Source organism: Stenotrophomonas maltophilia (assembly GCF_047782825.1).
Taxonomy (GTDB): domain Bacteria; phylum Pseudomonadota; class Gammaproteobacteria; order Xanthomonadales; family Xanthomonadaceae; genus Stenotrophomonas.
Genome location: NZ_CP180589.1, coordinates 4,094,659 through 4,115,387 on the forward strand (window position 1 = coordinate 4,094,659; position 20,729 = coordinate 4,115,387).

Below are 20,729 nucleotides of genomic sequence, written 5' to 3' on the forward strand. Positions count from 1 at the left end.
GGGCACCGGATGGTGCGCGGCCGCAGTCTGTGTCGCCGTAGCTGTCATCGTCCTGTCAGCGGTTTGTGCGGTGCAGCGTAAAGCGGGCCCCTGCGCTCGCCGGGCCATGCCCGCCGCACGCCGCCGCGCCGCACGCGGTAGCATTCGCTTCCCCCCGCGTCCCTCCGTTCCCGCCGATGCGCCTGTTGCTGGTCGAAGACAACCCGGACCTGGCCGATGCCATCATCCGCCGCATGCGCCGCAGCGGGCATGCCGTGGACTGGCAGGCCGATGGCCTGGCTGCGGCCAGCGTGCTGCGCTACCAGAGCTTCGATCTGGTGGTGCTGGATATCGGCCTGCCCAAGCTGGATGGCCTGCGCGTGCTGGCCGGCATGCGCGAGCGGGGTGACAGCACGCCGGTGCTGATGCTGACCGCACGCGATGGCATCGAAGACCGCGTGCAGGCGCTGGATGTCGGCGCCGACGACTACCTGGGCAAGCCCTTCGATTTCCGCGAATTCGAGGCACGCTGCCGCGTGCTGCTGCGCCGTGCGCGTGGCAATGCCAGCGAGATCGTGCAGGTCGGCGGCTTCCAGTTCGACAATGCCGCGCACCGCGTGACCCTGGATGGCGAACCGATCGAGCTGCCCAACCGCGAATACCGGCTGCTGGAAATCCTGGTTGGCCGCCTGGGCCAGGTGGTCGGCAAGGACGAGATCGGCAACGGTCTGTTCGGCTTCGATGACGAGGCGGGGCCGAATGCCATCGAGCTCTACATCGGCCGCTTGAGAAAGAAGCTGGCCGGCGCGCCGCTGCGCATCACCACCGTGCGTGGCGTGGGGTACCTGCTGGAAGCCAGCGATGGCAGCAGCGATGGCGATGGCTGAGATGCGTACGGCCAGCGCCGCGCCGGGGTCGCTGCGGCGCACCCTGCTGCTGTACCTGGGCACGCTGCTGGCGGTGTTCGCCGTGGCCCTGCTGTTTGCCGCGCGCGATTACGGCCAGCGCGCCGCCAACCGTTCCTACGACCATCTGCTGGTGTCTTCGGCGCTGTCCATTGCCGATTCGGTGGCCCTGGTCGACGGCCAATGGCAGGTCGACCTGCCGTACGCCGCGCTGGACCTGCTGGCCATGGCGCCGGAAGACCGCGTGTTCTACCGGGTGGCCGACAGCCGCGGCAACCTGATCACCGGCTATGGCGATCTGCCCGCACCGCCGCGCCGGCCCGGCACCCAGCCACAGCTGTTCGATGCGGCCTACAGCGGCGAGACCGTGCGCTTCGTGGTGGTCGGGCGCAGCTTCGCTGCCGCCTCTGCGCAGGGCGAAGTGCAGGTACAGGTGGGACAGACCCGGCGCGCGCGCGAGGCCCTGGCGCAGGACATGGTCAACCGCGCGCTGCTGGCCATCGGTGTGCTGTCCTTGCTGCTGCTGGCCCTGGTGGCCTTCGGCGTGCACCGTGCGTTCCGCCCGCTGGTGCGGGTGGAGCGCGAACTGTCGCGGCGCGAGCCGTCCGATCTGAAACCGCTGGATGCACGCGTACCGCGCGAGATGGACCAGATGGTGGCGGCGCTGAACCGCTTCATGGAGCGGCTGTCCAGCAGCAACGAGACACTGCGTGCGTTCATGGCCGAGGCCGCGCACCAGATGCGCACGCCGCTGGCTGCACTGCGCGCGCAGGCGCAGCTGGCGCTGGACGACGATGATCCGCAGGACATGCGGCGCAGCCTGCAGGCCATCGAGCGCAACGCCACCCATATGAGCCGCCTGCTCAACCAGCTGCTCAGCGATGCCAGCGTGATCCACCGCTCGAACCTGCAGCGGTTCGCAGCCGTGGACCTGGCCGAGACCGTGCACCAGGCCCTGCACGAAGCGCTGCCGCAGGCAGGGCCTGCGCCGCGCGTGCAGCTGGCGATGACCGCCGAACCGGTGCAGGTGCATGGCGATGCGCTGCTGCTGCGCGAGGCGATCAAGAACCTGGTCGACAACGCCCTGAAGTACGGCGGCGACGGCCCGCTGCAGATCGCGCTGACCGTGGACAGCGGGCAGGCGATATTGACCATTGCCGACCATGGCTCGGGCATCGCCGCGGCCGATGCCGGGCGCGTGTTCGAGCGCTTCGCCCGCGGTGAAGGCGCTGCTGCCGGCGGCGCAGGCCTGGGCCTGGCTATCGTCAAGCGCGTGGTCGACAGCCATGGTGGCCACATCGACCTGAGCAACCGCCCGCAGGGCGGCCTGGTCGCCACCATCCGCCTGCCTCGGAGCAGCCCATGATCCGTCTGTTCGCCGCCGCCCTCGCCTTGCTGCTGGCGCTGCCGGCGCTGGCCGCGCCCGGTGATGTGCGCCGCTTCCCCGCGCAGGGCGCAACCACCGCGCAGCTGCGCATCCATGGCTCGACCGACATCGAAGTGTTCGCCGTGGTCATCGCCGATTACCAGCGCCTGCACCCCGGCACCGAAGTGGTGTACGAGGACATCATCACCCAGGACCTGTACGCCCGTTACCTGCACGACCGTGCCGGGCCGGAATCACCGGACCTGCTGATTTCCAGCGGCATGGATCTGCAGACCAAGCTGGTGAACGATGGCCATGCGCTGCCGCACCGTTCGGCGCAGACCGCCGCGCTGCCCGCGTGGGCGCAGTGGCGCAGCGAGGCGTTCGGCATCAGCTACGAACCGGTGGTGATGGTCTACAACACCCGCCGCCTGCCCGCAGCGAAGGCACCGCATACCCGCCGCCAGCTGCTGGACCTGCTGCGCGCCGAGGGCACGCCGCTGCGCGGCAGGGTCGGCACCTACGATATCGAGCGCAGCAGCGTGGGCTACCTGCTGGCCACCCAGGACGCGCAGCGCGGCAGCATCGCCGGTGCGTTGCTGGGCGCGCTGGGCGACAACGCGGTGCTGCGCGAGGAGCGCACCGGTGTACTGCTGGACAAGGTCACCAGCGGCGAACTGTCGCTGGTCTACAACGTGCTGGGCTCGTATGCGCAGGCGCGCATCGATGCCGGCGCGCCGCTGGCCATCATCGAGCCGGAGGACTACACCCTGGTGGTGCTGCGCACGGCGGTGATCCCGCGCACCGGCCCGCACCCGGAAGAGGCGCGACGCTTCCTCGATTACCTGCTGTCACCGCGCGGCCAGCAGGTGCTCTCGCGCGAGGCGCGGCTGATGCCGATCGTCACCGGCAACGCGCGCAGCGACGACGCGCCGGGACGCAGCCGCCGCCCGATCCAGCTGGGCCCGGGCCTGCTGGTGTACCTGGACGCGCTCAAGCGCCGCCAGTTCCTCGATGCCTGGCGCAGCAGCGTGGAGCCGGCCGGGCGCTGAGCCGCCGGCCTGCACGTACAATGGCCCCATGAGCGAATACACCATCCTGATCGCCGATGACCACCCGCTGCTGCGCTCGGCGGTGGTGCAGTCGTTGCGGCAGAGCCTGCCGGTGGCGCAGGTGCGCGAGGTCGCCAGTGCCGATGCCCTGGCCGAGGCGCTGGATGCCCACCCGGATGTGGACCTGGTGCTGCTGGACCTGACCATGCCCGGCGCGCACGGTTTTTCCGCGCTGCTGCACGTGCGCGGCTCGCACCCGGACATTCCGGTGGTTATCCTTTCCTCCAATGACCACCCGCGGGTGATCCGCCGCGCCCAGCAGTTCGGCGCCGCCGGTTTCATCCCCAAATCGGCCCCGGCCGAGACCATCGGCCAGGCGGTGCAGGCGGTGCTCGACGGCAGCCTGTGGTTCCCGGCGATGGCGCCGGAGCGCAGCGAATCCGATGCATTGCTGGCCGCGCGTCTGGCCCAGCTCACTCCGCAGCAGTTCCGCGTGCTGCTGTGCCTGGCCGATGGCCTGCTCAACAAGCAGATCGCCTACGAACTGGGCCTGGCCGAGAACACGGTGAAGGTGCATGTCACCGCGATCCTGAAAAAGCTTGAGTGCCACAGCCGCACCCAGGCCGCGGTGCTGGTGAAGGCACTGGAGCCGGAAGGCGACGCGGGCGGGATCTGACCCGCCTTGTAGAGCCGAGCCCACGCTCGGCTGATTCCTGTCAGGTGCTGATCGAACGCAGGTCGATGCTGGGACGCATGCGTTCGGTCCCATCCCACTCGGCAGGCAGGCCGACGCTGGCGAACGCATCGACAATGGCCTGGCCGATCCGCTCCATGGCGGCGCTGTCGGGCGGGCCCCAGAAACCAATCGCCAGATCACTGGTGCGCCTGGCGCGCTTCATGTCATCGCCGGAATAGAAACAGAAGCCCTTCAGGCCGGCAGCGGTGCCACCGCGTTCAACGAAATGCTCATGGGTGTCTTCGCGGCCGTCGTCCTGGGTATCGCCCTGGGCGTGGGCCGTCACGATGCCAGCGGCCTCCAGAACCGCGAACGCCGCATCGATCCTGCCCCGCGCCAGCTTCCACACAGCAGCGGACATCCTGCGGTCCGGCTTACGCACGATGACCTCGGCAATCGCGTGGCCGGTCAGCTCCGCCAGCAAGGCCTTCACCTGCGGTGACCAGGCGTTTTCCACGATGTGGTTGCCATGTGCGTCGCAGACATTGGGCTGTGCACCGGCATCGACCAGCAGCTGCACCGCCTCGGGACCGTCAGGCGAGAACTCTGCCGCCAGATACAACGCTGTGCGTCCGCCAGCGCCAACGTGCTCCAGCGGGCTGCCGGCATCGATCAGCAGGCGCAGGGTGGCGAGGGCGGTTTCCATGGGGGCGCGATCCAGGCTGGATGCGGCCCTTTCCAGTGCCGTGAACCCAAAGGCATCCACTGCGTGCACATCCGCGCCCGCAGCGAGAAACGCCGCCGTGGCCTGCGCATCGGCAGCCCACGCAGCGGCAAACAGATCAGCGGGAATTTCCGTCTTCGGGGACTTCGGCATGGTCAGCCGGCCTGGCATGGGTGGGCCGTCGATTGTAGGCAAGGCAGCCGAGCGTGGGCTCGGCTCTACAACGAGCAACGTCAATTGCCGTTACCCCCGGTGCCGCACCAGCAGCTGCGTCATCAGCGCCCGCAGCGCGGGCGGTCGCACCGGCTTGGGCAGGAACCCCCAGCCCTGCTCGGCCGCATGGGCCTTCAGTGCGTCATCGCGCTCGGCGGTCACCAGGATCACCGGCGGCCGTGCCTGCCACAACGTACACAATGCCTCGTACAGATCCGGGCCGTGCCATTGCCCCATGCGCACGTCCAGCAGCAGCAGCTGCGGCACGTTCAGCGCACTGGCGATCTCCAGCGCGCCCTGCGGGCCATCGGCCACTTCCACGTTGCAGCCCCAGCGTTCCAGCAGGGCGCGGGTGGCCGCGCACACGCGCGGGTCATCGTCGATGCTCCACACCCGGCACTGGCGCAGCGGGCTGTCGTCGGACGGTTCGGCGGCCACCACCGGTGCCGGTGCAGGCGCAGCTACATCGTCGGCATGCCCCAGCGCCACGTTCACCGCGAACACGCTGCCCTTGCCCAGGGTGGAACGCAGGCTGATGCGGTGGCCCAGCAGGCGGCCGATGCGCTCGACGATGGCCAGGCCCAGGCCCGCGCCGCGCTCCTGTTCCACACCATCGTTCAAGCGGCGGAATTCCTCGAAGATCTCGCCCTGCAGGCTTTCCGGAATGCCCGGGCCCTGGTCGTGCACTTCGATGCGCAGCTGGTCGCCCACGCGCCGGCAACCGATCAGCACGCGCCCACGCGGGGTATAGCGCAGCGCGTTGGACAGGAAGTTCTGCAGGATGCGGCGCAGCAGCGCCTCATCGCTGACCACCACCGCGCGGGTGTCGACCCAGTGCAGCTGCAGGCCACGGCTCTGCGCGGCGATGCCGAATTCGCGGGCCAGGGTTTCCAGCAGCGGCGACAGCGCGAAGGCACGCACGCGGGTCTGCAGCGAGCCTGATTCCAGGCGGGAGATATCCAGCAGGCTGTTGAGGATGGCGTCCTGCGCGGCCAGCGCGGCATCGACGTGCTCGCTCAGTTCGCGCGCTTCTCCGCTCAGCCGCGCGCGCAGCACCGACACGAACATGCGCGCGGCATTGAGCGGCTGCAGCAGGTCGTGCACGGCGGAGGCAACGAAGCGGGTCTTGTAGCGGTTGGCCTGCACGGCCTCGCGGCGGGCTTCGTCCAGGTCATGGGTACGTTCGGCCACGCGGTGTTCCAGTGCGTCGGCCAGCGAACGCAGCTCGCGCGCCGCGTTCTTGTAGCTGGTGATGTCCGCATAGCTGGTGACAAAGCCGCCGTCGGGCAGGGGGTTGCCGCGGATCTCCAGCACCGTGCCGTCATCCTTCTCGCTTTCGCGCATGTGCGGGCGGCCGCTGCGCAGATGGTTCAGGCGGCGCTCGATGGCCTCGTCGATGGGGCCCGGCCCGAGCAGGCCGCGGCGGGCGTTGAAGCGGAACAGTTCCTCGATGGGGCGGCCGACCCTCACCAGCCCCTGCGGGAAGCGGAACAGTTCGATATAGCGCGAATTCCACGCCACCAGCCGTTGTTCCTTGTCGATGATCACCACGCCCTGCGGCAGATGCTCCAGGCTGCGGCTGAGGCCGCTGTCGGCATCGGTGGCGGCCTGCAGCAGGCCGTCCTGCGCGGTGCGCAGTTCCTGCGCGTGCTGCTTGAGCAGGGTTTCCAGCTCGCTGCGGCTGCGCTGACGGTGGCGTGACAGGCGGCGGCGTTGCTGCACGAACAGCACCAGGAAGCCCAGCGCCAGCCACACCGCGCCCCCGGCCATGGCCGCGGCACGCCCCGCGCTGGAAGCGCCGCTGGCGTCGTGCAGCAGGTGCAGGCTCCAGTGTTCATCGGGCAGCGGCAAGCTCTGCCACAGCATCGCCTGCGGCAGCGCCGGATCGAGCAGGCGCACCATGCGCCCGCCATCGGCCAGCACGTCTTCGGTTCGCACGCGCAGCGGCTGCAGCGAACGATCCGCGTACTGGCGGGCATCGAGCATTTCCCGGCGTTCATCGGCGCCAAGCGGGCGCAGCAGGCGGTAGCGCCAGGCATCGCGGTTGGCCAGGAACACCACGTCGTGGTTGTCGCTGGCCAGCACCACATCAGGGCTGCTCAGCCATTCCTGTTCCAGCGCGGACAGTTCGATCTTGATCACGATCACGCCGATGCGCTGGCCACTGCCATCGACGATCGCTTCGGACATGAAGTAGCCCGGCACGCCGGTGGTCATGCCGATGCCGTAGAAGCGGCCGCGGCCGTGCGCCAGCGCCTGCTGGTAGTACGGCCGGTAGCTGTAGTCCTCGCCCACATTGGTGGTGGGCTGGTCGAAATTGCTGGCCGCCACGGCCACGCCATCGCGGCCGACCAGGGTCAGGGTAGAGGTGCGGGTGACCTGGTTGGCACGCTGCAGCTTGAGGTTCAGGCGCTGCCGTTCGGCAGGCGCCAGCGGTGCACACAGGGCCTGCAGCAGGTCGGGGTCCAGCGCCATCACCTGCGGCAGCGTGCCGAAGCGGTCGATGCGCTGTTGCAGGCCCTGGCCATACAGCTGCAGCTGGCGCTGCACCTGGTTGCTTTCGGCGGCCAGGGCACGCCGCCATGCGTAGTGGCCGGCGGCGACCGCGCACAGCACGGTACCGCCGACCATCACCAGGATGGTCAGCAACAGCATGCGGTGGCGGCTGAGCCAGTACATGGCGGCAGTCTACGCAGGGCCGGCGGGCGTGGTGTACACGCCCGCCGGGTTCTGACACGTGGAAGGGATCAGAAGTGCATCTGCGCGCGCAGTTCGAAGATTTCCGGGGTGCTGTGCACGCCACGGCGGCTGGCATCGACCTTCACGTAGTTCGCCTGGAACTTGAAGTGGCTGGTCAGGTACCAGTTGGCGCCCACGGTCAGGTCGTGCTGGCGGCCACCGAGGATGCTGCCATCGTCCAGGTCCAGGCGGCTGTAGCGGGCCAGCAGCTCGACCGCGCCATAGTTGTGGGCGGGCTTGATATTGGCCACGGCGCCGGCGTTGTACGGGCGCGATTCGCCGGTCAGCACCCAGCTGGCCATGGCGTACTGGCCGTTGCCGGTGTAGTCGGGCAGGCCCTTGCGGGTGACGGTGGCCTGCAGGGCTTCGGCCTGCAGCGAGAACGGGCCACGGATCCAGATGCCTTCCAGGCCGGTGCGGCGGATCTGGTCGGCGGTGACCAGCGCGCCCGAATCCACCAGGCGGATGTCGGTCAGGCCGGCTTCCGGGCGCGCGCGCAGGCGCGCGCTGGCTTCGTGGTGCACGTCGCGGCCATCGTGGTAACCGCGCGGGTTCTCCTGCGAATAGGCCAGGCCCAGGTGGACCACGTCGCCCGGTGCCTTGATGGGGGTCCACACCGCGCGCACGGCCTGGGTGGTGCCCGGGTTGTCACCCTGCAGGTCCTTGCCGCCGTAGGCGCCGGCCTGCAGCAGGTACTGCGGGCGCTCCAGCACCCACTCCACGCCGGTGCGGCGGCCTGCGTAGAAGGCCTGCACGGGCAGGGCGGTTTCCAGGAAGCTGCCGGCGCGCGAAGAGGTGTTCGCGTCCAGGCCGACCGGGGTCTTCATGTAGCCGAAGCGGAAGCGGCCCACGTCACGGCCGAAGAACGCCTTGCTCTCGAAACGCACGAACACGTCCAGCCAGGTATCGGCCTGGAAATCGTAGTAGACCATCGCGTCGTACACGCCCTTCTTCTTCAGGGTCGCGCCGAATTCCTTGCGGCGCACCGCGTCATCGTCTTCGATGCCGCTGCCGGAGGAGAAGTCGTTGTAGTCGTAGGCGATGTTGGCGGTGGCAGCCAGTTCGGTGCCGTCGCCGAAGGCGTACTTGGTGGGCCAGTTGTCGAAATCGGCGGCGGATGCAAAGGCGGGCAGGGCGGCCAGCGACAGGGCCAGCAGGGACGGAATCGGGCGCATGGTGGTGCGGCTCTCTCTCTCGGAATGCGTGTGGACAGGACAACAACGGCCGCAATGGCCGGAACTTTCGCAGCGGTTCGCCCGACGGTTCAGGAAGGGCTGCCGGCCATCCCCGGGATGGGCAGCGCGGCGCCAGTGTAGGCACCCCTGCCACCTGAACCGGGGGGCTAGTACCAATAGGTTATCTGCGCCGGCGTGCCCTGCGCGTACAAAGGCGTCCATTGGTCGCACCACCCTGCACGCCGTGCCCGGCCTGCGGCCAGTTCCACGGAGACGGTCCCCGCCCAGCCGGGACCGTTCGCGCCAGAACTCTCCCCTTCCGGAGTCCGCCATGCACATCCCGACCACCGCACCGGTGCCCAGCAAGCCGTTGCCGATCTACCGCCAGCTGTATTTCCAGGTGATCGTGGCGATCATCCTGGGCGCCATCCTCGGCCACTACGAGCCGCTGATCGGCGAGAAGATGAAGCCGCTGGGCGATGCCTTCATCAACCTGGTGAAGATGATCATCGCGCCGGTCATCTTCCTGACCATCGTCACCGGCATCGCCGGCATGACCCATCTGCGCACGGTGGGCCGGGTCTTCGTCAAGGCGATGGCCTACTTCCTGTTCTTCTCCACCCTCGCCCTGATCGTGGGCATGATCGTGGCGCACGTGGTGCAGCCCGGCGCGGGCATGAACATCAACCCGGCCGAGCTGGACCAGACCGCAGTCCACAGCTACGTGGAAAAGTCGCACGACCTGACCCTGGTCGGCTTCCTGATGGATGTCATTCCGAAGACCCTGATCAGTGCCTTCGTCGATGGCAACATCCTGCAGGTGCTGTTCGTGGCGGTGCTGTTCGGCATCGCGCTGGCCTCGGTGGGTGAGAAGGGCAAGCCGATCCAGAACTTCCTGGAAGCGCTGGTCGCCCCGGTGTTCAAGCTGGTGCACATCCTGATGAAGGCCGCCCCGATCGGTGCCTTCGGTGCCATCGCCTTCACCATCGGCAAGTACGGCGTCGGCTCGCTGATCAACCTGGCCTGGCTGGTGGGTTCGTTCTACATCACCGCCTTCCTGTTCGTGGCGGTCATCCTGGGCGTGGTCTGCCGCCTGTGCGGCTTCTCGGTGTTCAAGCTGGCCCGCTACCTGAAGGCCGAACTGCTGCTGGTGCTGGGCACCTCGTCCTCCGAATCGGCCCTGCCGTCGCTGATGGAAAAGATGGAACGCGCTGGCTGCAGCAAGTCGGTGGTCGGCCTGGTGGTCCCTACCGGCTACTCGTTCAACCTGGACGGCACCAACATCTACATGACCCTGGCCGCGCTGTTTATCGCCCAGGCCACCAACACCGAACTGACCCTGGGCCACCAGATCGCCCTGCTGCTGGTCGCCATGCTCAGCTCCAAGGGCGCAGCCGGCGTCACCGGTGCCGGCTTCATCACCCTGGCCGCCACCCTGGCCGTGGTGCCGGAAGTGCCGGTGGCCGGTATGGCGCTGATCCTGGGCGTGGACCGTTTCATGAGCGAATGCCGCTCGCTGACCAACTTCATCGGCAATGCCGTGGCCACCGTGGTCGTCTCCCGCTGGGAAGGCGCGCTGGACCGCGACCGCCTGAAGCTGGCCCTGGACGGCCGCGAGAGCGAGCTGCCGCCGGCGGTGGATGCGGTGCCGGAGGCACTGCCCGCCAAGGGCTGATCCAGGTGTGTGGTACTGCGGGGCCGGTCACGTGAGTGGTACGGCCCCGCAGCGTTTCACGGCGTCCCATGGCTGTCATGGGCATCGCCGAAGCTGGTGTCCTGGCGCTGTCGCATACGGTACGGAATTGTGCGGTCGCAGCATGGCTGCGACAGGATAGCGACAGGTCCGCACGCTCCAACGGGGGTATCATCCCCTGTCCCTCTTGCCCATTCATGTATCCCACGTCGATGTCCAACGAAGATTTCAAACAGGCCGCCCTCGATTACCACCGGATGTCTCCCCCGGGCAAGATCAAGGTCTCCGCAACCAAGCCCATGCTGACCCAGCGCGACCTGTCGCTGGCGTATTCGCCGGGCGTTGCATACGCCTGTGAAGCGATCAAGGCGGACCCGCAGCAGGCCAGTGAACTGACCGCGCGCGGCAACCTGGTGGCGGTCATCTCCAACGGCACCGCGGTGCTGGGCCTGGGCAACATCGGTGCGCTGGCCGGCAAGCCGGTGATGGAAGGCAAGGGCGTGCTGTTCCAGAAGTTCGCCGGCATCGATGTGTTCGACATCGAAGTGGACGAAACCGACCCGGACAAGCTGGTCGACATCATCGCCTCGCTGGAGCCGACCTTCGGCGGCATCAACCTGGAAGACATCAAGGCCCCGGAATGCTTCGTGGTCGAGCGCAAGCTGCGCGAGCGCATGAAGATCCCGGTGTTCCATGACGACCAGCACGGCACGGCGATCATCGTCGGCGCCGCGGTGCTCAACGCCATGGCCATCACCGGCAAGAAGATCGAAGAAGTGAAGCTGGCGACCACGGGCATGGGCGCGGCCGGCATTTCCTGCGTGAACATGCTGGTGCAGCTGGGCCTGAAGCCGGAAAACATCCTGGCCTTCGACCGTGAGGGTGTGATCCACACCGGCCGTACCGATCTGGACCCGGAAAAGCAGCGCTATGCGCGCGACACCGACAAGCGCACCCTGGCCGAGATCGTCGATGGCGCGGATATCTTCCTGGGCCTGTCGGCCCCGGGCATCCTGACCGCCGACATGGTCAAGACCATGGCGCCGGACCCGGTGATCTTCGCCCTGGCCAACCCGACCCCGGAAATCATGCCGGAACTGGCGCGCGCCGCCCGTCCGGACGCGATCATCGGCACCGGCCGTTCGGACTACCCGAACCAGGTCAACAACGTGCTGTGCTTCCCGTACCTGTTCCGCGGCGCGCTGGACGTGGGCGCCACCGCGATCAACGAGGAAATGAAGATCGCCTGCGTGCGCGCCATCGCCGCGCTGGCCCGCCGTGCGGCCACCGACATGGGTTCGGCCTATGGCGGCGACACCCCCAGCTTCGGCCGTGAATACCTGATCCCGCGCCCGTTCGACCGCCGCCTGCTGGTGGAGCTGTCCGCCGCCGTGGCCCAGGCCGCGATGGATTCGGGCGTGGCCGCCCGCCCGATCGCCGACATGGGCGCCTACCGCGACAAGCTGGCCCAGTTCGTCTACCGCACCAGCCTGATGATGAAGCCGGTCTACGACCGCGCGCGCAGCGACAAGCAGCGTGTGGTCTACGCCGAAGGCGAAGAAGAAGTGGTGCTGCAGGCGGTGCAGAACGTGGTCGACGACGGCCTGGCGCACCCGATCCTGATCGGCCGCCCGGAAGTGATCGAAGCACGCATCGAGCGCCTGGGCCTGCGCCTGAAGATCGGCGAGAACATTGAAGTCACCAACATCAATGACGACCCGCGCTTCAACGAATACTGGCAGTACTACCACGGCCTGACCGGCCGCCGCGGCGTGACCGTGGCCGCGGCGAAGAACCTGATGCGTTCACGCCCGACCCTGATCGCAGCGGTGATGGTCGCCCGTGGCGAAGCCGATGCGATGCTGACCGGCATCGTCGGCCGCTTCCACAAGAAGCTGGGTTACGTGCGCAGCGTGCTGCCGCTGGAACCGAAGGTCACCTCCACTTCGGCCATGACCGGCGTGATCAACCAGCAGGGCGTGTTCTTCTTCGTGGACACCCACGTGCAGGAAGACCCGACCGCCGAGCAGCTGTGCGAAGCGACCCTGCAGGCGGCTTACCGCATGAAGCTGTTCGGCATCGAGCCGAAGGTGGCGCTGCTGTCGCACTCCAACTTCGGCAGCCACGATTCCAAGGATGCGCTGAAGATGCGCCAGGTGCGCGAGCTGCTGCTCAAGCGCAACCCGCGTCTGAACGTGGACGGCGAAATGCAGGGCGACACCGCGTGGGACGAAGCGCTGCGCCAGAAGCTGCTGCCGGGCTCGACCCTGCAGGGCCGTGCCAACCTGTTCGTGCTGCCGAACCTGGAAGCGGCCAACATCGCCTACAACCTGGTGCGCGTGTTCACCGATGGCGTGGCGATCGGTCCGATCCTGATGGGCGTGAACAAGCCGGTGCACATCCTGACCACCAGCGCGACCTCGCGCCGGATCCTGAACATGACCGCGATCGCGGCGGTCGATTCGCAGATCCGCAAGCAGCTGGAAGCGGAAAAGAAGGCGTAAGCCTTCGTTCCAGCGACAGCTGCAGAAACGCGCCCTACCGGGCGCGTTTCTGTTTCCGCGCAGCGGAAACCGGATCGGGTAGCGCCGGGCCATGCCCGGCGAGCGCGCAGCGCGGCGAATCAGCGCTTGCCGCGCCGTGCCGGTGCCGGTGGCGGCGCGTCCGAGCGCGGCTTGGCGTACTGCGTCCACAGCGCCGGCAGGGCTTTGCCGGTGTGCTTCTGCCACACCGCCGGCGTGTACTGGCCCGCTCGCAACGCTTTGTCCAGCGCCAGCACCAGGCCAGGGTGTTCGCCCTCGGCCCACTTCAGGAAGGCGCCGGTCACCCGGTAGCCGCTTTCCACGGTCTGGCCCTTGCCCACCCTTTCCGGCAACGCCCAGCCAGCAGCGGTATTGCTCATGCCGTAGCGGTCGCGCGCGTAATCGGCAATGCCTTCCACAAGCCAGCCCGGCACGCGCTTGTCGCCGTAGCTGGGGTAGCCCTGCACGATGTGCATCGCCTCGTGGGTCACCAGGTCGATGTCATCGGGATGCTGCCGCAGCCAGCCCGGATTGATGGTGATGGTGCTGGCCTTGTCCTTGTCGCCTACATAGGCCACGCCGTTGTACGCCGGATCGATCACGATGCGCACTTCGGCCGGCGCAGCCGGATGGAAATCCGCCCGTTCGCGCAGGTAGGCGAAGTAGAACGTGTCGATGATGCGCTTGCGCACCGGCGCGGCCAGGGCGCCGCTGGCGTCCTGGTAATACAGGGTCACGCCGTCGCGGCTGACCTGGCCATCGAAGGCCTGGGTCTGGGGCTGGGCCTGCGCAAGGCTGGGCAGGGCGAGGGCGGCAAGGGTAAGGGTCAACAGGCGGATGCGCATGACGTCATTGTAGAGTGGAGGGCGCCAACAGTTCGATCTCTGCCAGCTGCAGGCGCCCCGGCGCAGCCAGGCGCAGACGGTACTCGGCATGGCGTGAGGGCGAGGCGATACGGAACGGGCGGGTCTGCCGTGCCGAGGTGAAGTCCTCGCCGCGGCGCTGGTCCAGTGTGATCCAGCGGCCATTGCCGCTGCGCGCTTCCAGCGTCCACTCGGCGCCGCGAATGGCGCCTTCCCCGCTGGTCAGCGTGTACATCGTCGGCGCACCGTCAGACACTGCGGTCAGCGCGATGGTCGCGCCACCGCCCAGCGGCACGGCCGTACCGGCATCGTCGTCGACCAGTGCCGGCAGCACGCGGCCATCGGCCAGGGTCGCCTTCGCGCCACTGCCCAGCAGGTCGTGCAGCATCTGCGGGCGCTGGCCCGGGGCGGTCAGCGAACGCGGCACATCGTCGGCACCGCTGCCCCAGCGCGACGGCTGCGGGCCCATCTCGAAGTCCAGCGTCGCGCCCTTGGCGATCAGCTCGTGCGGCACCCAGGTCTTCGTCCACGGCTTGCCGTTGATCTTCAGCGACTGCACGTAGACGTTCTGCGCCGAGTTGTTGGCGGCGTTGACGGTCAGCACCGCGCCGCCCTGCAGTTCCACCCGCGCATGCTCGAATGCCGGCGAGCCGATCACATACTCCGGCGCACCCATGCGCAGTGGGTACAGGCCCAGCGAGGCCAGCACGTACCACGCCGAGGTCTCGCCATTGTCCTCATCGCCCGGGTAGCCCTGGCCGATCTCGCTGCCGACATACAGCCGCGACAGGATCTCGCGCACATGCTGCTGGGTCTTCCACGGCTGCCCGGCGTACAGGTACATCCACGGAATGTGGTGTGCCGGCTGGTTGCTGTGCGCGTACATGCCCATGCGCACATCACGCGCTTCGGTCATTTCATGGATGGTGCCGCCGTAGGAGCCGGCCAATGCGGGATCAGCGGTTTCCGGGGTGGAGAAGAAGGCGTCCAGCTTGGCCGCCAGCTTGTCGCGGCCACCGTACAGCGCCGCCAGGCCCTCGCCGTCGTGCGCGGCGGTGAACGCGAACGTCCAGCCGTTGGATTCGGTGTAGTCGTGGCCCCATACGCGCGGATCGTAGGCCTTGGCATCCACGCGCCAGCTGCCATCGGCCTTGCGGCCCTGGAAGAAGCCGGCGGCCGGGTCGAACAGGGTCGAGTAGCCGGCCGCGCGGTAGCGGAAGTAGTCCGCTTCGGTGCTGTAGCGCTCGCGTTCGGCGGCGCTGGTCGCGCGCTTGGCCAGGGCCTCGGCCATGTTGGCGATGCCGAAGTCGTTCAACGCGCCTTCCATCGTCCATGACATGCCCTCATGCACATCGGCGCTGGCATAGCCGCGGAAGGTCGAGCGGTCCATGCCCTTGCGGCCGACATGGCGGTCCGGCGGCACCACGGTGGCGTTCTTCAGCGCGGCGGCATAGGCCTCGGCCGGGTCGAAGCCACCGATGCCCTTCAGCCACGCATCGGCGAAGGCGACGTCCGAGCTGGTGCCGACCATCAGGTCCGCATAGCCCGGCGACGACCAGCGTGCGATCCAGCCGCCGGCGCGGTACTGCTCGATGAAGCCCTGCACCAGCTTGCCGGCATCGTCCGGGGTGAACAGCGCATACGCCGGCCACGTGGTGCGGAAGGTGTCCCAGAAGCCGTTGTTGACGTACACCTGGCCATCGCGCACCGGTGCGAAGCTGCGGCTGGCGCTGCCATCGGTGTTGTTGTCCTCGGCACTGGCCTGGCTGGCGTAGCGCCAATCGGGTGCCGCAGCCGTGCCGGCATTCTCATGGCCGGAATTGGGGTACAGGTACAGACGGTAGAGGTTGGAATACAGCGTGGTCTTGGCATCGTCGCTGGCATTGCCGATGTCGAAGCGGTCCAGGCGTGCATCCCAGGCGTCCTGTGCGCGGCCGGCCACGCTGTCCAGCGTGTCGGCGGCGGCGATTTCCAGATCCAGATTGTGCCGCGCCTGCTCGACCGAGATCAGCGAGGTGGCGATGCGCATGGTCACCTGGCGGTCGCTGCCGGGGTCGAACTTGATGTAGCCGGTGGGGCGGCCGGTATCGATGCGGCCGCTGCTGCGCCATGGCTTGTCGAAGCTGGCGACCACATACATGCGGGTGGCACCGTTGGACAGGCCGCTGCGGGTGTCGGTGTAGCCGGCCAGGGTCTGCGTGGCTGCATCCAGGGTCAGCCCGCCGCGTGCATCGACATTGTCGAACAGCAGGTTGGCATCGCCGTTTTCAGGGAAGCTGAAGTGGAACAGGGCGGCATGATCGGTCGGCGCGATGGAGGCCGCGATGCCGTTGTCGAAGCGCACGTCATAGCGGTACGGGCGCGCGCTTTCGTGGGTGCGGTTGAAGGACAGCGCACGTTTGCCACGGTCGGCCTCGGGCACGCCACGGGTGGCCGACGGCATCACCTGGAAGGTCTGGCGGTCGCCCATCCACGGGCTGGGCTGGTGGCTCAGGGCCAGCGCCTGCAGCTGCGGGCGGTTCTGCGCGTTGTTCTGCTCGCTCCAGCGGTAGAGCCAGTTCAGCGCACCGGCATCGGTCACCGGGGTCCAGAAGTTGAAACCGTGCGGCACCGCAGTGGCCGGGAAATTGTTGCCACGCGAGAACGTGCCGTTGGCCTGGGTGCCACGGGTGGTCAGCACCCAGTCCGATACCCGCTGCGGCACCGTGCGCGGCTGCGCATCCAGGCGCACATCGTCGATCCAGCCCGACACCGGCGCGCCCTCGGCGCTGGCCACGTCCAGTTCGATCGCCACCACGCGGCGGCCACGCAATGCCGGCACATCGCCCAGGCGCACGGCCTTGCGTGCCCACTGCTGCGGGTACAGCGTCTTCGAATCACCCTGCGCGCGCGCGCCCAGGGCGATGCCGTGCTGGTCGCGCGCGGCGCTGGCCGAGACACGGCTGCCATCGTCCAGGCGCAGGTCCAGCGACACATAGGTGGAGGCCACGGTGTCCTTGCCGACGATCTCCGGCAGCACCAGCCAGGACAGCGTGGTATCGGCGTCGATGGCGATGTCGGTGCTGAACAGCTCACGCCGTGCCTGGCCGCCGCCGGCCTGGTAGCGCAGGGCATGCAGGCCGCTGTAGCCGGCGTTGCGCTTGGCCGCATAGGGCGCGTCCGGGCCGTTGCCGATCTGCACCTGCAGCGCGCTGCTGGCCGAGGCCGGTGCCGGTTCGCCGCGCTCGAAGGACGTCTGCAGCCCCTGCGCCACGGCCGGCAGGGCAGGGGTGGTACAGGCAAGGGCCAGGGCGAGTGGAAGCAGGGCGCGGCGCGGATCGGTCAGGGTCATGCTGGGTCTCCCGGTAGGGCAGGCGGCAGGCAGAACCCGCATCGGCACGCGCCACGGACAGCATCGCGCCCGCCGCCCGAGGGCGGTGGGTAGGGGCGATGCCGGTCCGGTGGGGGTCGGGCCATGCGATCGGGTCGGGGTCGGAATCGTCCTGATCCTGCCTCAGCCCATTGGCCCCTGACAAGTGCAATTAGTTCGATCCAAACCCGGCAAAACCGTTTCATTTCAAATTATTGACAGGTTCCCTTGGATCGATTTAAAAGTGAGCCCGCTCACCCCCTGTACCGGAATGCCCCGCATGTCCTGATCCGGACCGGCCCCGCCGCCGTCCCGCTGCTGCCCGCCACTGCCGTCCATCCACGACCTTCCCGTCCGCCCCCCACCGGCAGGACCGTCATCCGCCTCTGGAGAGAGCTTGATGAAACCCCGGTTGTTGTCGTTGTTGATGTCGTCGTTGCTGTTGTCGCCGCTTGCCGTACAGGCCCAGTCTCCCCCGCAGGGAGAGGGCACCGATCCGCCGCGCACACGCGACCTGGATGCGGTGAAGGTCACCGGTTCGCTCATTCCGCGCGCACAGGTGGAAGGGCCTTCGCCGGTCACCACCATCACCGCCGAACAGATCCAGGCACAGGGCTTCACCACCGTGTTCGACGCGCTGCGCTCGCTGCCGGTATCCAACGGATCGGTGCAGGATTCGCAGGGCACCGGCTTCTACACGCCGGGCGCGAAGACCATCAGCCTGTTCGGCTTGGACCCCAGCTATACGCTCACCCTCATCAACGGGCGGCCGATCAACAGTTACCCGTTGGCCTACAACGGCAACACCAGCATCGCAGATATCGCCAACATCCCGCTGGGCATGGTCGAGCGCATCGACGTGCTTACCGGTGGCCAGTCGTCGGTGTATGGCTCCTCGGCCGTGGCCGGGGTGGTCAACATCGTGCTGAAGGACCGCGTGGAAGGCACACATCTGCGTTACCGCGTGGGCGGCTACAGCCAGGGCGGCGGCTCCAGCCAGCGCTTCAGCGCCAGCAGCGGACAGACCTTCGGCAACCTGGATATCAGCTACGGCCTGGAATACACCAACCAGAAGGCGATCTACGCCTTCGACCGCAGCCGCATCGACAGTGTCAACGACAACCCCACCGGTCCACAGGATCCCTCGCGCAGCTTCCTGCGCATGCGCCAGGGGCCCAACGCCTACATCGACCCGGGTGCGGCCACCTGCGCGGGCCTGTCGAACCTGTTCGGCGGCAGCACGGTGTATGCGCACCGTGACATCACCGGTGGCGGCTACTACTGCGGCAGCCCCGACAACGTGGGCACCGCATCGCTGTACAACGCCAGCCAGGACGTCAACGCCACCCTGTTCCTGCGTTACCACCTGACCCCGGACACCGAGCTGTACTCGGACGTCCTGTTCGGCTTCAGCCGGCCCACCTACAGCGGCGGCAGCCCGTTCTGGAACAAGACCTTCTACAACCAGACCAGCGGCCAGTACGAACAGTGGCAGCGCATCTATGCGCCGGAGGAAGTGGGCCTGGATGCCAAGGACCAGCGCGTCTACACCCGCTCGCTGAACGTCACCGCCGGTGTGCGCGGCGTGCTGGCGGGCTTCGACTACGATGTGTACGTCAACCGTTCCAGCACCGATGTCACCCGCAAATCCACCGATTTCCTGGCCAGGAACGGCGTGGATGACTACTACCTGGGGCCGCTGCTGGGCACGCGCGATGGCTATGACGTCTACGCGCCCGATCTCTCGCGGCTGTACCAGCCGATCACCCGCGACCAGTACGACAGCTTCAGCGGCCTCAACCGCGCGGCGTCCAGCGCGTCGCGCACGGCGGTGACCGCGCTGCTGACGGATCGTTCGCTGTTCACGCTGCCCGCCGGCGATGTCGGCTTCGCGCTGATCGCGCAGGGCCAGCGCGAGAAGTTCTTCAACCAGTCCGCCGATCCCAATGCGGGCGTGCTGTTCCGCGGACAGACCGCCGGCACGTCGGCGCTGGGCCAGCGTGATCTGTATGCGCTGGGCGCCGAGCTGCAGGTGCCGATCGTCGATACGTTCAGCGCCAACCTGTCCGGCCGCTACGACAAGTACGCACTGCAGGGCGGTGGCGGCAATGGCAAGGCCACCTGGAAGCTGGGCCTGGAATACCGGCCGGTCGAGTCGCTGCTGCTGCGCGGCAGCTACGCCACCGCGTTCCGCTCGCCGGACATGTTCTACCTGTTCTCGCGCGAAAGCAGCGGCTACACCACCAACACCGATCTCTACCAATGCCGCCAGGCCGGCTACACCTCCGACAACTTCGATGACTGCGACAAATCCGGCCTGCAGGTGCTGTCATCCAGCACCGGCAACCGCGACCTGAAGGACATCACGGCGCGCACGTTCACCTATGGCGTGGTGTGGTCGGCGCTGGACAACGCGCTGTCGGTGTCGGTGGACTACAACTCGGTGGTGATCGAGAACGAAGTCCGCATCCTCGGTACCGACAGCATCCTCGACACCGAGGCCAACTGCCGGCTGGGCGTATCGGAAAACGGACAGACCCGCTTCGACATCACCTCGCCCACCTGCCAGCAGGTGCTGGGCCAGGTGCAGCGCAAGCCGGGCACCGATCCGCTCAACCCCAACGGCGTGGACAAGGTGTTCTCCTACCCGATCAACGTGGCCAGCCAGCGCCAGACCGGCGTGCAGGCCGCGCTGGACTATCGCTGGGGCACGCAGGCGGCGGGTGACTTCGCGGTCAACGCCGGCTACTACCGGCCGCTCAAGCACACCACCCAGGACAAGGAGGGCGACCCGGTCTACGACCAGCTGTGCTGCGGCAATTCCAACGAACTGCAGTACCGCGCCACCCTGGGCGTGAACTGGAAGCGCGGGCCGTTCACCGCCAGCGCCTTCGGCGTACGCAACGCGCCCACCTGGGACAGCGTTGGCGAGCAGCGCAACATCGGCCCGTGGACCACCTGGAACGCCACGGTCGGCTACCGCATCAACGACCTGGCCAGCCTGCTGCTGACCGTGAACAACCTGACCGACGAGATGCCGCCGATCGACCGCAGCAACGGCAACTGGCCGTACTACGACCAGGGCATCTACAACGCCTACGGCCGTTCGGCCTTCCTGGAACTGTCGCTGGACTTCCAGTAGGCCGCCCCGGCCCCGGATGCCGCCCACTGGCGCACATCCGGGGCCCCCAGCGGAGCAGCAGGGGCGGGCGGCTGGCCGCCCCAGGTGCTAGAATCGCAGGCCTCGCAATCCGTTCATCGACATCCGCCATGAGCCATACCGCCACCGCGCCCGCCAACGCCGAAAAGCGCTACACCGTGCACCGCAGCGACCTGCCGCTGAGCTGCCCGACCCCGGAAATGGCGCTGTGGAACTCGCATCCGCGCGTGTACCTGCCGATCGAGGACGAGGCCAACGGCGAAGCGCAGTGCCCGTACTGCGGTTCGGTGTTCGTGCTGGCCGACTAAGCGGC

Annotated in this window: 13 protein-coding genes; 8 read left to right on the forward strand and 5 right to left on the reverse strand. The window is 67.9% G+C overall.

Annotated features, from left to right (window positions below):
• The first annotated feature begins 176 nt into the window (after positions 1–176).
• From ACM2ZB_RS18915 to ACM2ZB_RS18930, 4 genes are read left to right on the forward strand one after another with little or no spacing between them, the layout of a single operon-like run.
• On the forward strand, positions 177–866 hold the full coding sequence (locus ACM2ZB_RS18915; protein WP_416056570.1) for a response regulator: 690 nt from the start codon (positions 177–179) through the stop codon (positions 864–866).
• Positions 859–2,250, forward strand: a complete 1,392-nt coding sequence (locus ACM2ZB_RS18920) for a sensor histidine kinase N-terminal domain-containing protein (RefSeq protein ID WP_416056571.1) — start codon at positions 859–861, stop codon at positions 2,248–2,250. Before ACM2ZB_RS18915 ends, ACM2ZB_RS18920 begins: the two co-directional genes overlap by 8 nt.
• Positions 2,247–3,302 (forward strand): ABC transporter substrate-binding protein, encoded by a 1,056-nt coding sequence (locus ACM2ZB_RS18925; RefSeq protein WP_416056572.1) that lies wholly within the window; start codon positions 2,247–2,249, stop codon positions 3,300–3,302. Before ACM2ZB_RS18920 ends, ACM2ZB_RS18925 begins: the two co-directional genes overlap by 4 nt.
• Before the next feature lie 28 nt (positions 3,303–3,330).
• Complete coding sequence (locus ACM2ZB_RS18930) at positions 3,331–3,978, forward strand: response regulator (RefSeq protein ID WP_416056573.1); 648 nt, start codon at positions 3,331–3,333, stop codon at positions 3,976–3,978.
• A 40-nt stretch (positions 3,979–4,018) separates the two neighbouring features.
• On the opposite strand, the gene ACM2ZB_RS18935 is transcribed toward ACM2ZB_RS18930, so the two are convergent.
• The 3 genes from ACM2ZB_RS18935 to ACM2ZB_RS18945 form a co-directional block, all read right to left on the reverse strand.
• The gene (locus ACM2ZB_RS18935) at positions 4,019–4,873 is read right to left on the reverse strand and encodes a DUF6891 domain-containing protein (protein WP_416056574.1); all 855 of its coding nucleotides are present in this window, start codon (positions 4,871–4,873) and stop codon (positions 4,019–4,021) included.
• A 72-nt stretch (positions 4,874–4,945) separates the two neighbouring features.
• Positions 4,946–7,594 (reverse strand): PAS-domain containing protein, encoded by a 2,649-nt coding sequence (locus tag ACM2ZB_RS18940; RefSeq protein WP_416056575.1) that lies wholly within the window; start codon positions 7,592–7,594, stop codon positions 4,946–4,948.
• A 68-nt stretch (positions 7,595–7,662) separates the two neighbouring features.
• Positions 7,663–8,829, reverse strand: a complete 1,167-nt coding sequence (locus tag ACM2ZB_RS18945; RefSeq protein ID WP_416056576.1) for an OprO/OprP family phosphate-selective porin — start codon at positions 8,827–8,829, stop codon at positions 7,663–7,665.
• A gap of 331 nt (positions 8,830–9,160) precedes the next feature.
• Here ACM2ZB_RS18945 and ACM2ZB_RS18950 point away from each other — a divergent pair, with 331 nt between their 5' ends.
• Both ACM2ZB_RS18950 and ACM2ZB_RS18955 read left to right on the forward strand, forming a co-directional pair.
• Positions 9,161–10,504, forward strand: coding sequence for a dicarboxylate/amino acid:cation symporter (locus ACM2ZB_RS18950; RefSeq protein WP_313441563.1), 1,344 nt, complete (start codon positions 9,161–9,163; stop codon positions 10,502–10,504).
• 230 nt (positions 10,505–10,734) lie between these two features.
• Entirely contained in the window at positions 10,735–13,026 is a 2,292-nt protein-coding gene (locus ACM2ZB_RS18955) for an NADP-dependent malic enzyme (protein ID WP_416056577.1), read from the forward strand.
• A 119-nt stretch (positions 13,027–13,145) separates the two neighbouring features.
• Here the strand turns inward: ACM2ZB_RS18955 and ACM2ZB_RS18960 are convergent, their stop codons facing one another.
• A complete protein-coding gene (locus ACM2ZB_RS18960; protein WP_416056578.1) occupies positions 13,146–13,889 on the reverse strand; it encodes a basic secretory protein-like protein in 744 nt (247 codons plus the stop codon).
• Between the two features lie 4 nt (positions 13,890–13,893).
• A complete protein-coding gene (locus tag ACM2ZB_RS18965; protein ID WP_416056579.1) occupies positions 13,894–17,238 on the reverse strand; it encodes a GH92 family glycosyl hydrolase in 3,345 nt (1,114 codons plus the stop codon).
• Positions 17,239–17,656: 418 nt separating this feature from the next.
• On the opposite strand from ACM2ZB_RS18965, the gene ACM2ZB_RS18970 reads away from it, so the two are divergent.
• Positions 17,657–20,398 carry a TonB-dependent receptor plug domain-containing protein gene (locus ACM2ZB_RS18970; protein WP_416056580.1) on the forward strand — a complete coding sequence of 914 codons (2,742 nt, stop codon included), beginning with the start codon at positions 17,657–17,659 and terminating at the stop codon, positions 20,396–20,398.
• A gap of 128 nt (positions 20,399–20,526) precedes the next feature.
• Positions 20,527–20,724: a zinc-finger domain-containing protein gene (locus ACM2ZB_RS18975; protein ID WP_313441553.1), complete on the forward strand. Its 198-nt coding sequence runs from the start codon at positions 20,527–20,529 to the stop codon at positions 20,722–20,724.
• Positions 20,725–20,729: the final 5 nt, after the last annotated feature.

Bases quoted from the DNA above. Each gene is read 5' to 3' on its own strand.
- ACM2ZB_RS18915 (WP_416056570.1), top strand. From the start codon at position 177: ATGCGCCTGTTGCTGGTCGAAGACAACCCGGACCTGGCCGATGCCATC.
- ACM2ZB_RS18920 (WP_416056571.1), top strand. From the start codon at position 859: ATGGCTGAGATGCGTACGGCCAGCGCCGCGCCGGGGTCGCTGCGGCGC.
- ACM2ZB_RS18925 (WP_416056572.1), top strand. From the start codon at position 2,247: ATGATCCGTCTGTTCGCCGCCGCCCTCGCCTTGCTGCTGGCGCTGCCG.
- ACM2ZB_RS18930 (WP_416056573.1), top strand. From the start codon at position 3,331: ATGAGCGAATACACCATCCTGATCGCCGATGACCACCCGCTGCTGCGC.
- ACM2ZB_RS18935 (WP_416056574.1), bottom strand. From the start codon at position 4,873: ATGCCAGGCCGGCTGACCATGCCGAAGTCCCCGAAGACGGAAATTCCC.
- ACM2ZB_RS18940 (WP_416056575.1), bottom strand. From the start codon at position 7,594: ATGTACTGGCTCAGCCGCCACCGCATGCTGTTGCTGACCATCCTGGTG.
- ACM2ZB_RS18945 (WP_416056576.1), bottom strand. From the start codon at position 8,829: ATGCGCCCGATTCCGTCCCTGCTGGCCCTGTCGCTGGCCGCCCTGCCC.
- ACM2ZB_RS18950 (WP_313441563.1), top strand. From the start codon at position 9,161: ATGCACATCCCGACCACCGCACCGGTGCCCAGCAAGCCGTTGCCGATC.
- ACM2ZB_RS18955 (WP_416056577.1), top strand. From the start codon at position 10,735: ATGTCCAACGAAGATTTCAAACAGGCCGCCCTCGATTACCACCGGATG.
- ACM2ZB_RS18960 (WP_416056578.1), bottom strand. From the start codon at position 13,889: ATGCGCATCCGCCTGTTGACCCTTACCCTTGCCGCCCTCGCCCTGCCC.
- ACM2ZB_RS18965 (WP_416056579.1), bottom strand. From the start codon at position 17,238: ATGACCCTGACCGATCCGCGCCGCGCCCTGCTTCCACTCGCCCTGGCC.
- ACM2ZB_RS18970 (WP_416056580.1), top strand. From the start codon at position 17,657: ATGAAACCCCGGTTGTTGTCGTTGTTGATGTCGTCGTTGCTGTTGTCG.
- ACM2ZB_RS18975 (WP_313441553.1), top strand. From the start codon at position 20,527: ATGAGCCATACCGCCACCGCGCCCGCCAACGCCGAAAAGCGCTACACC.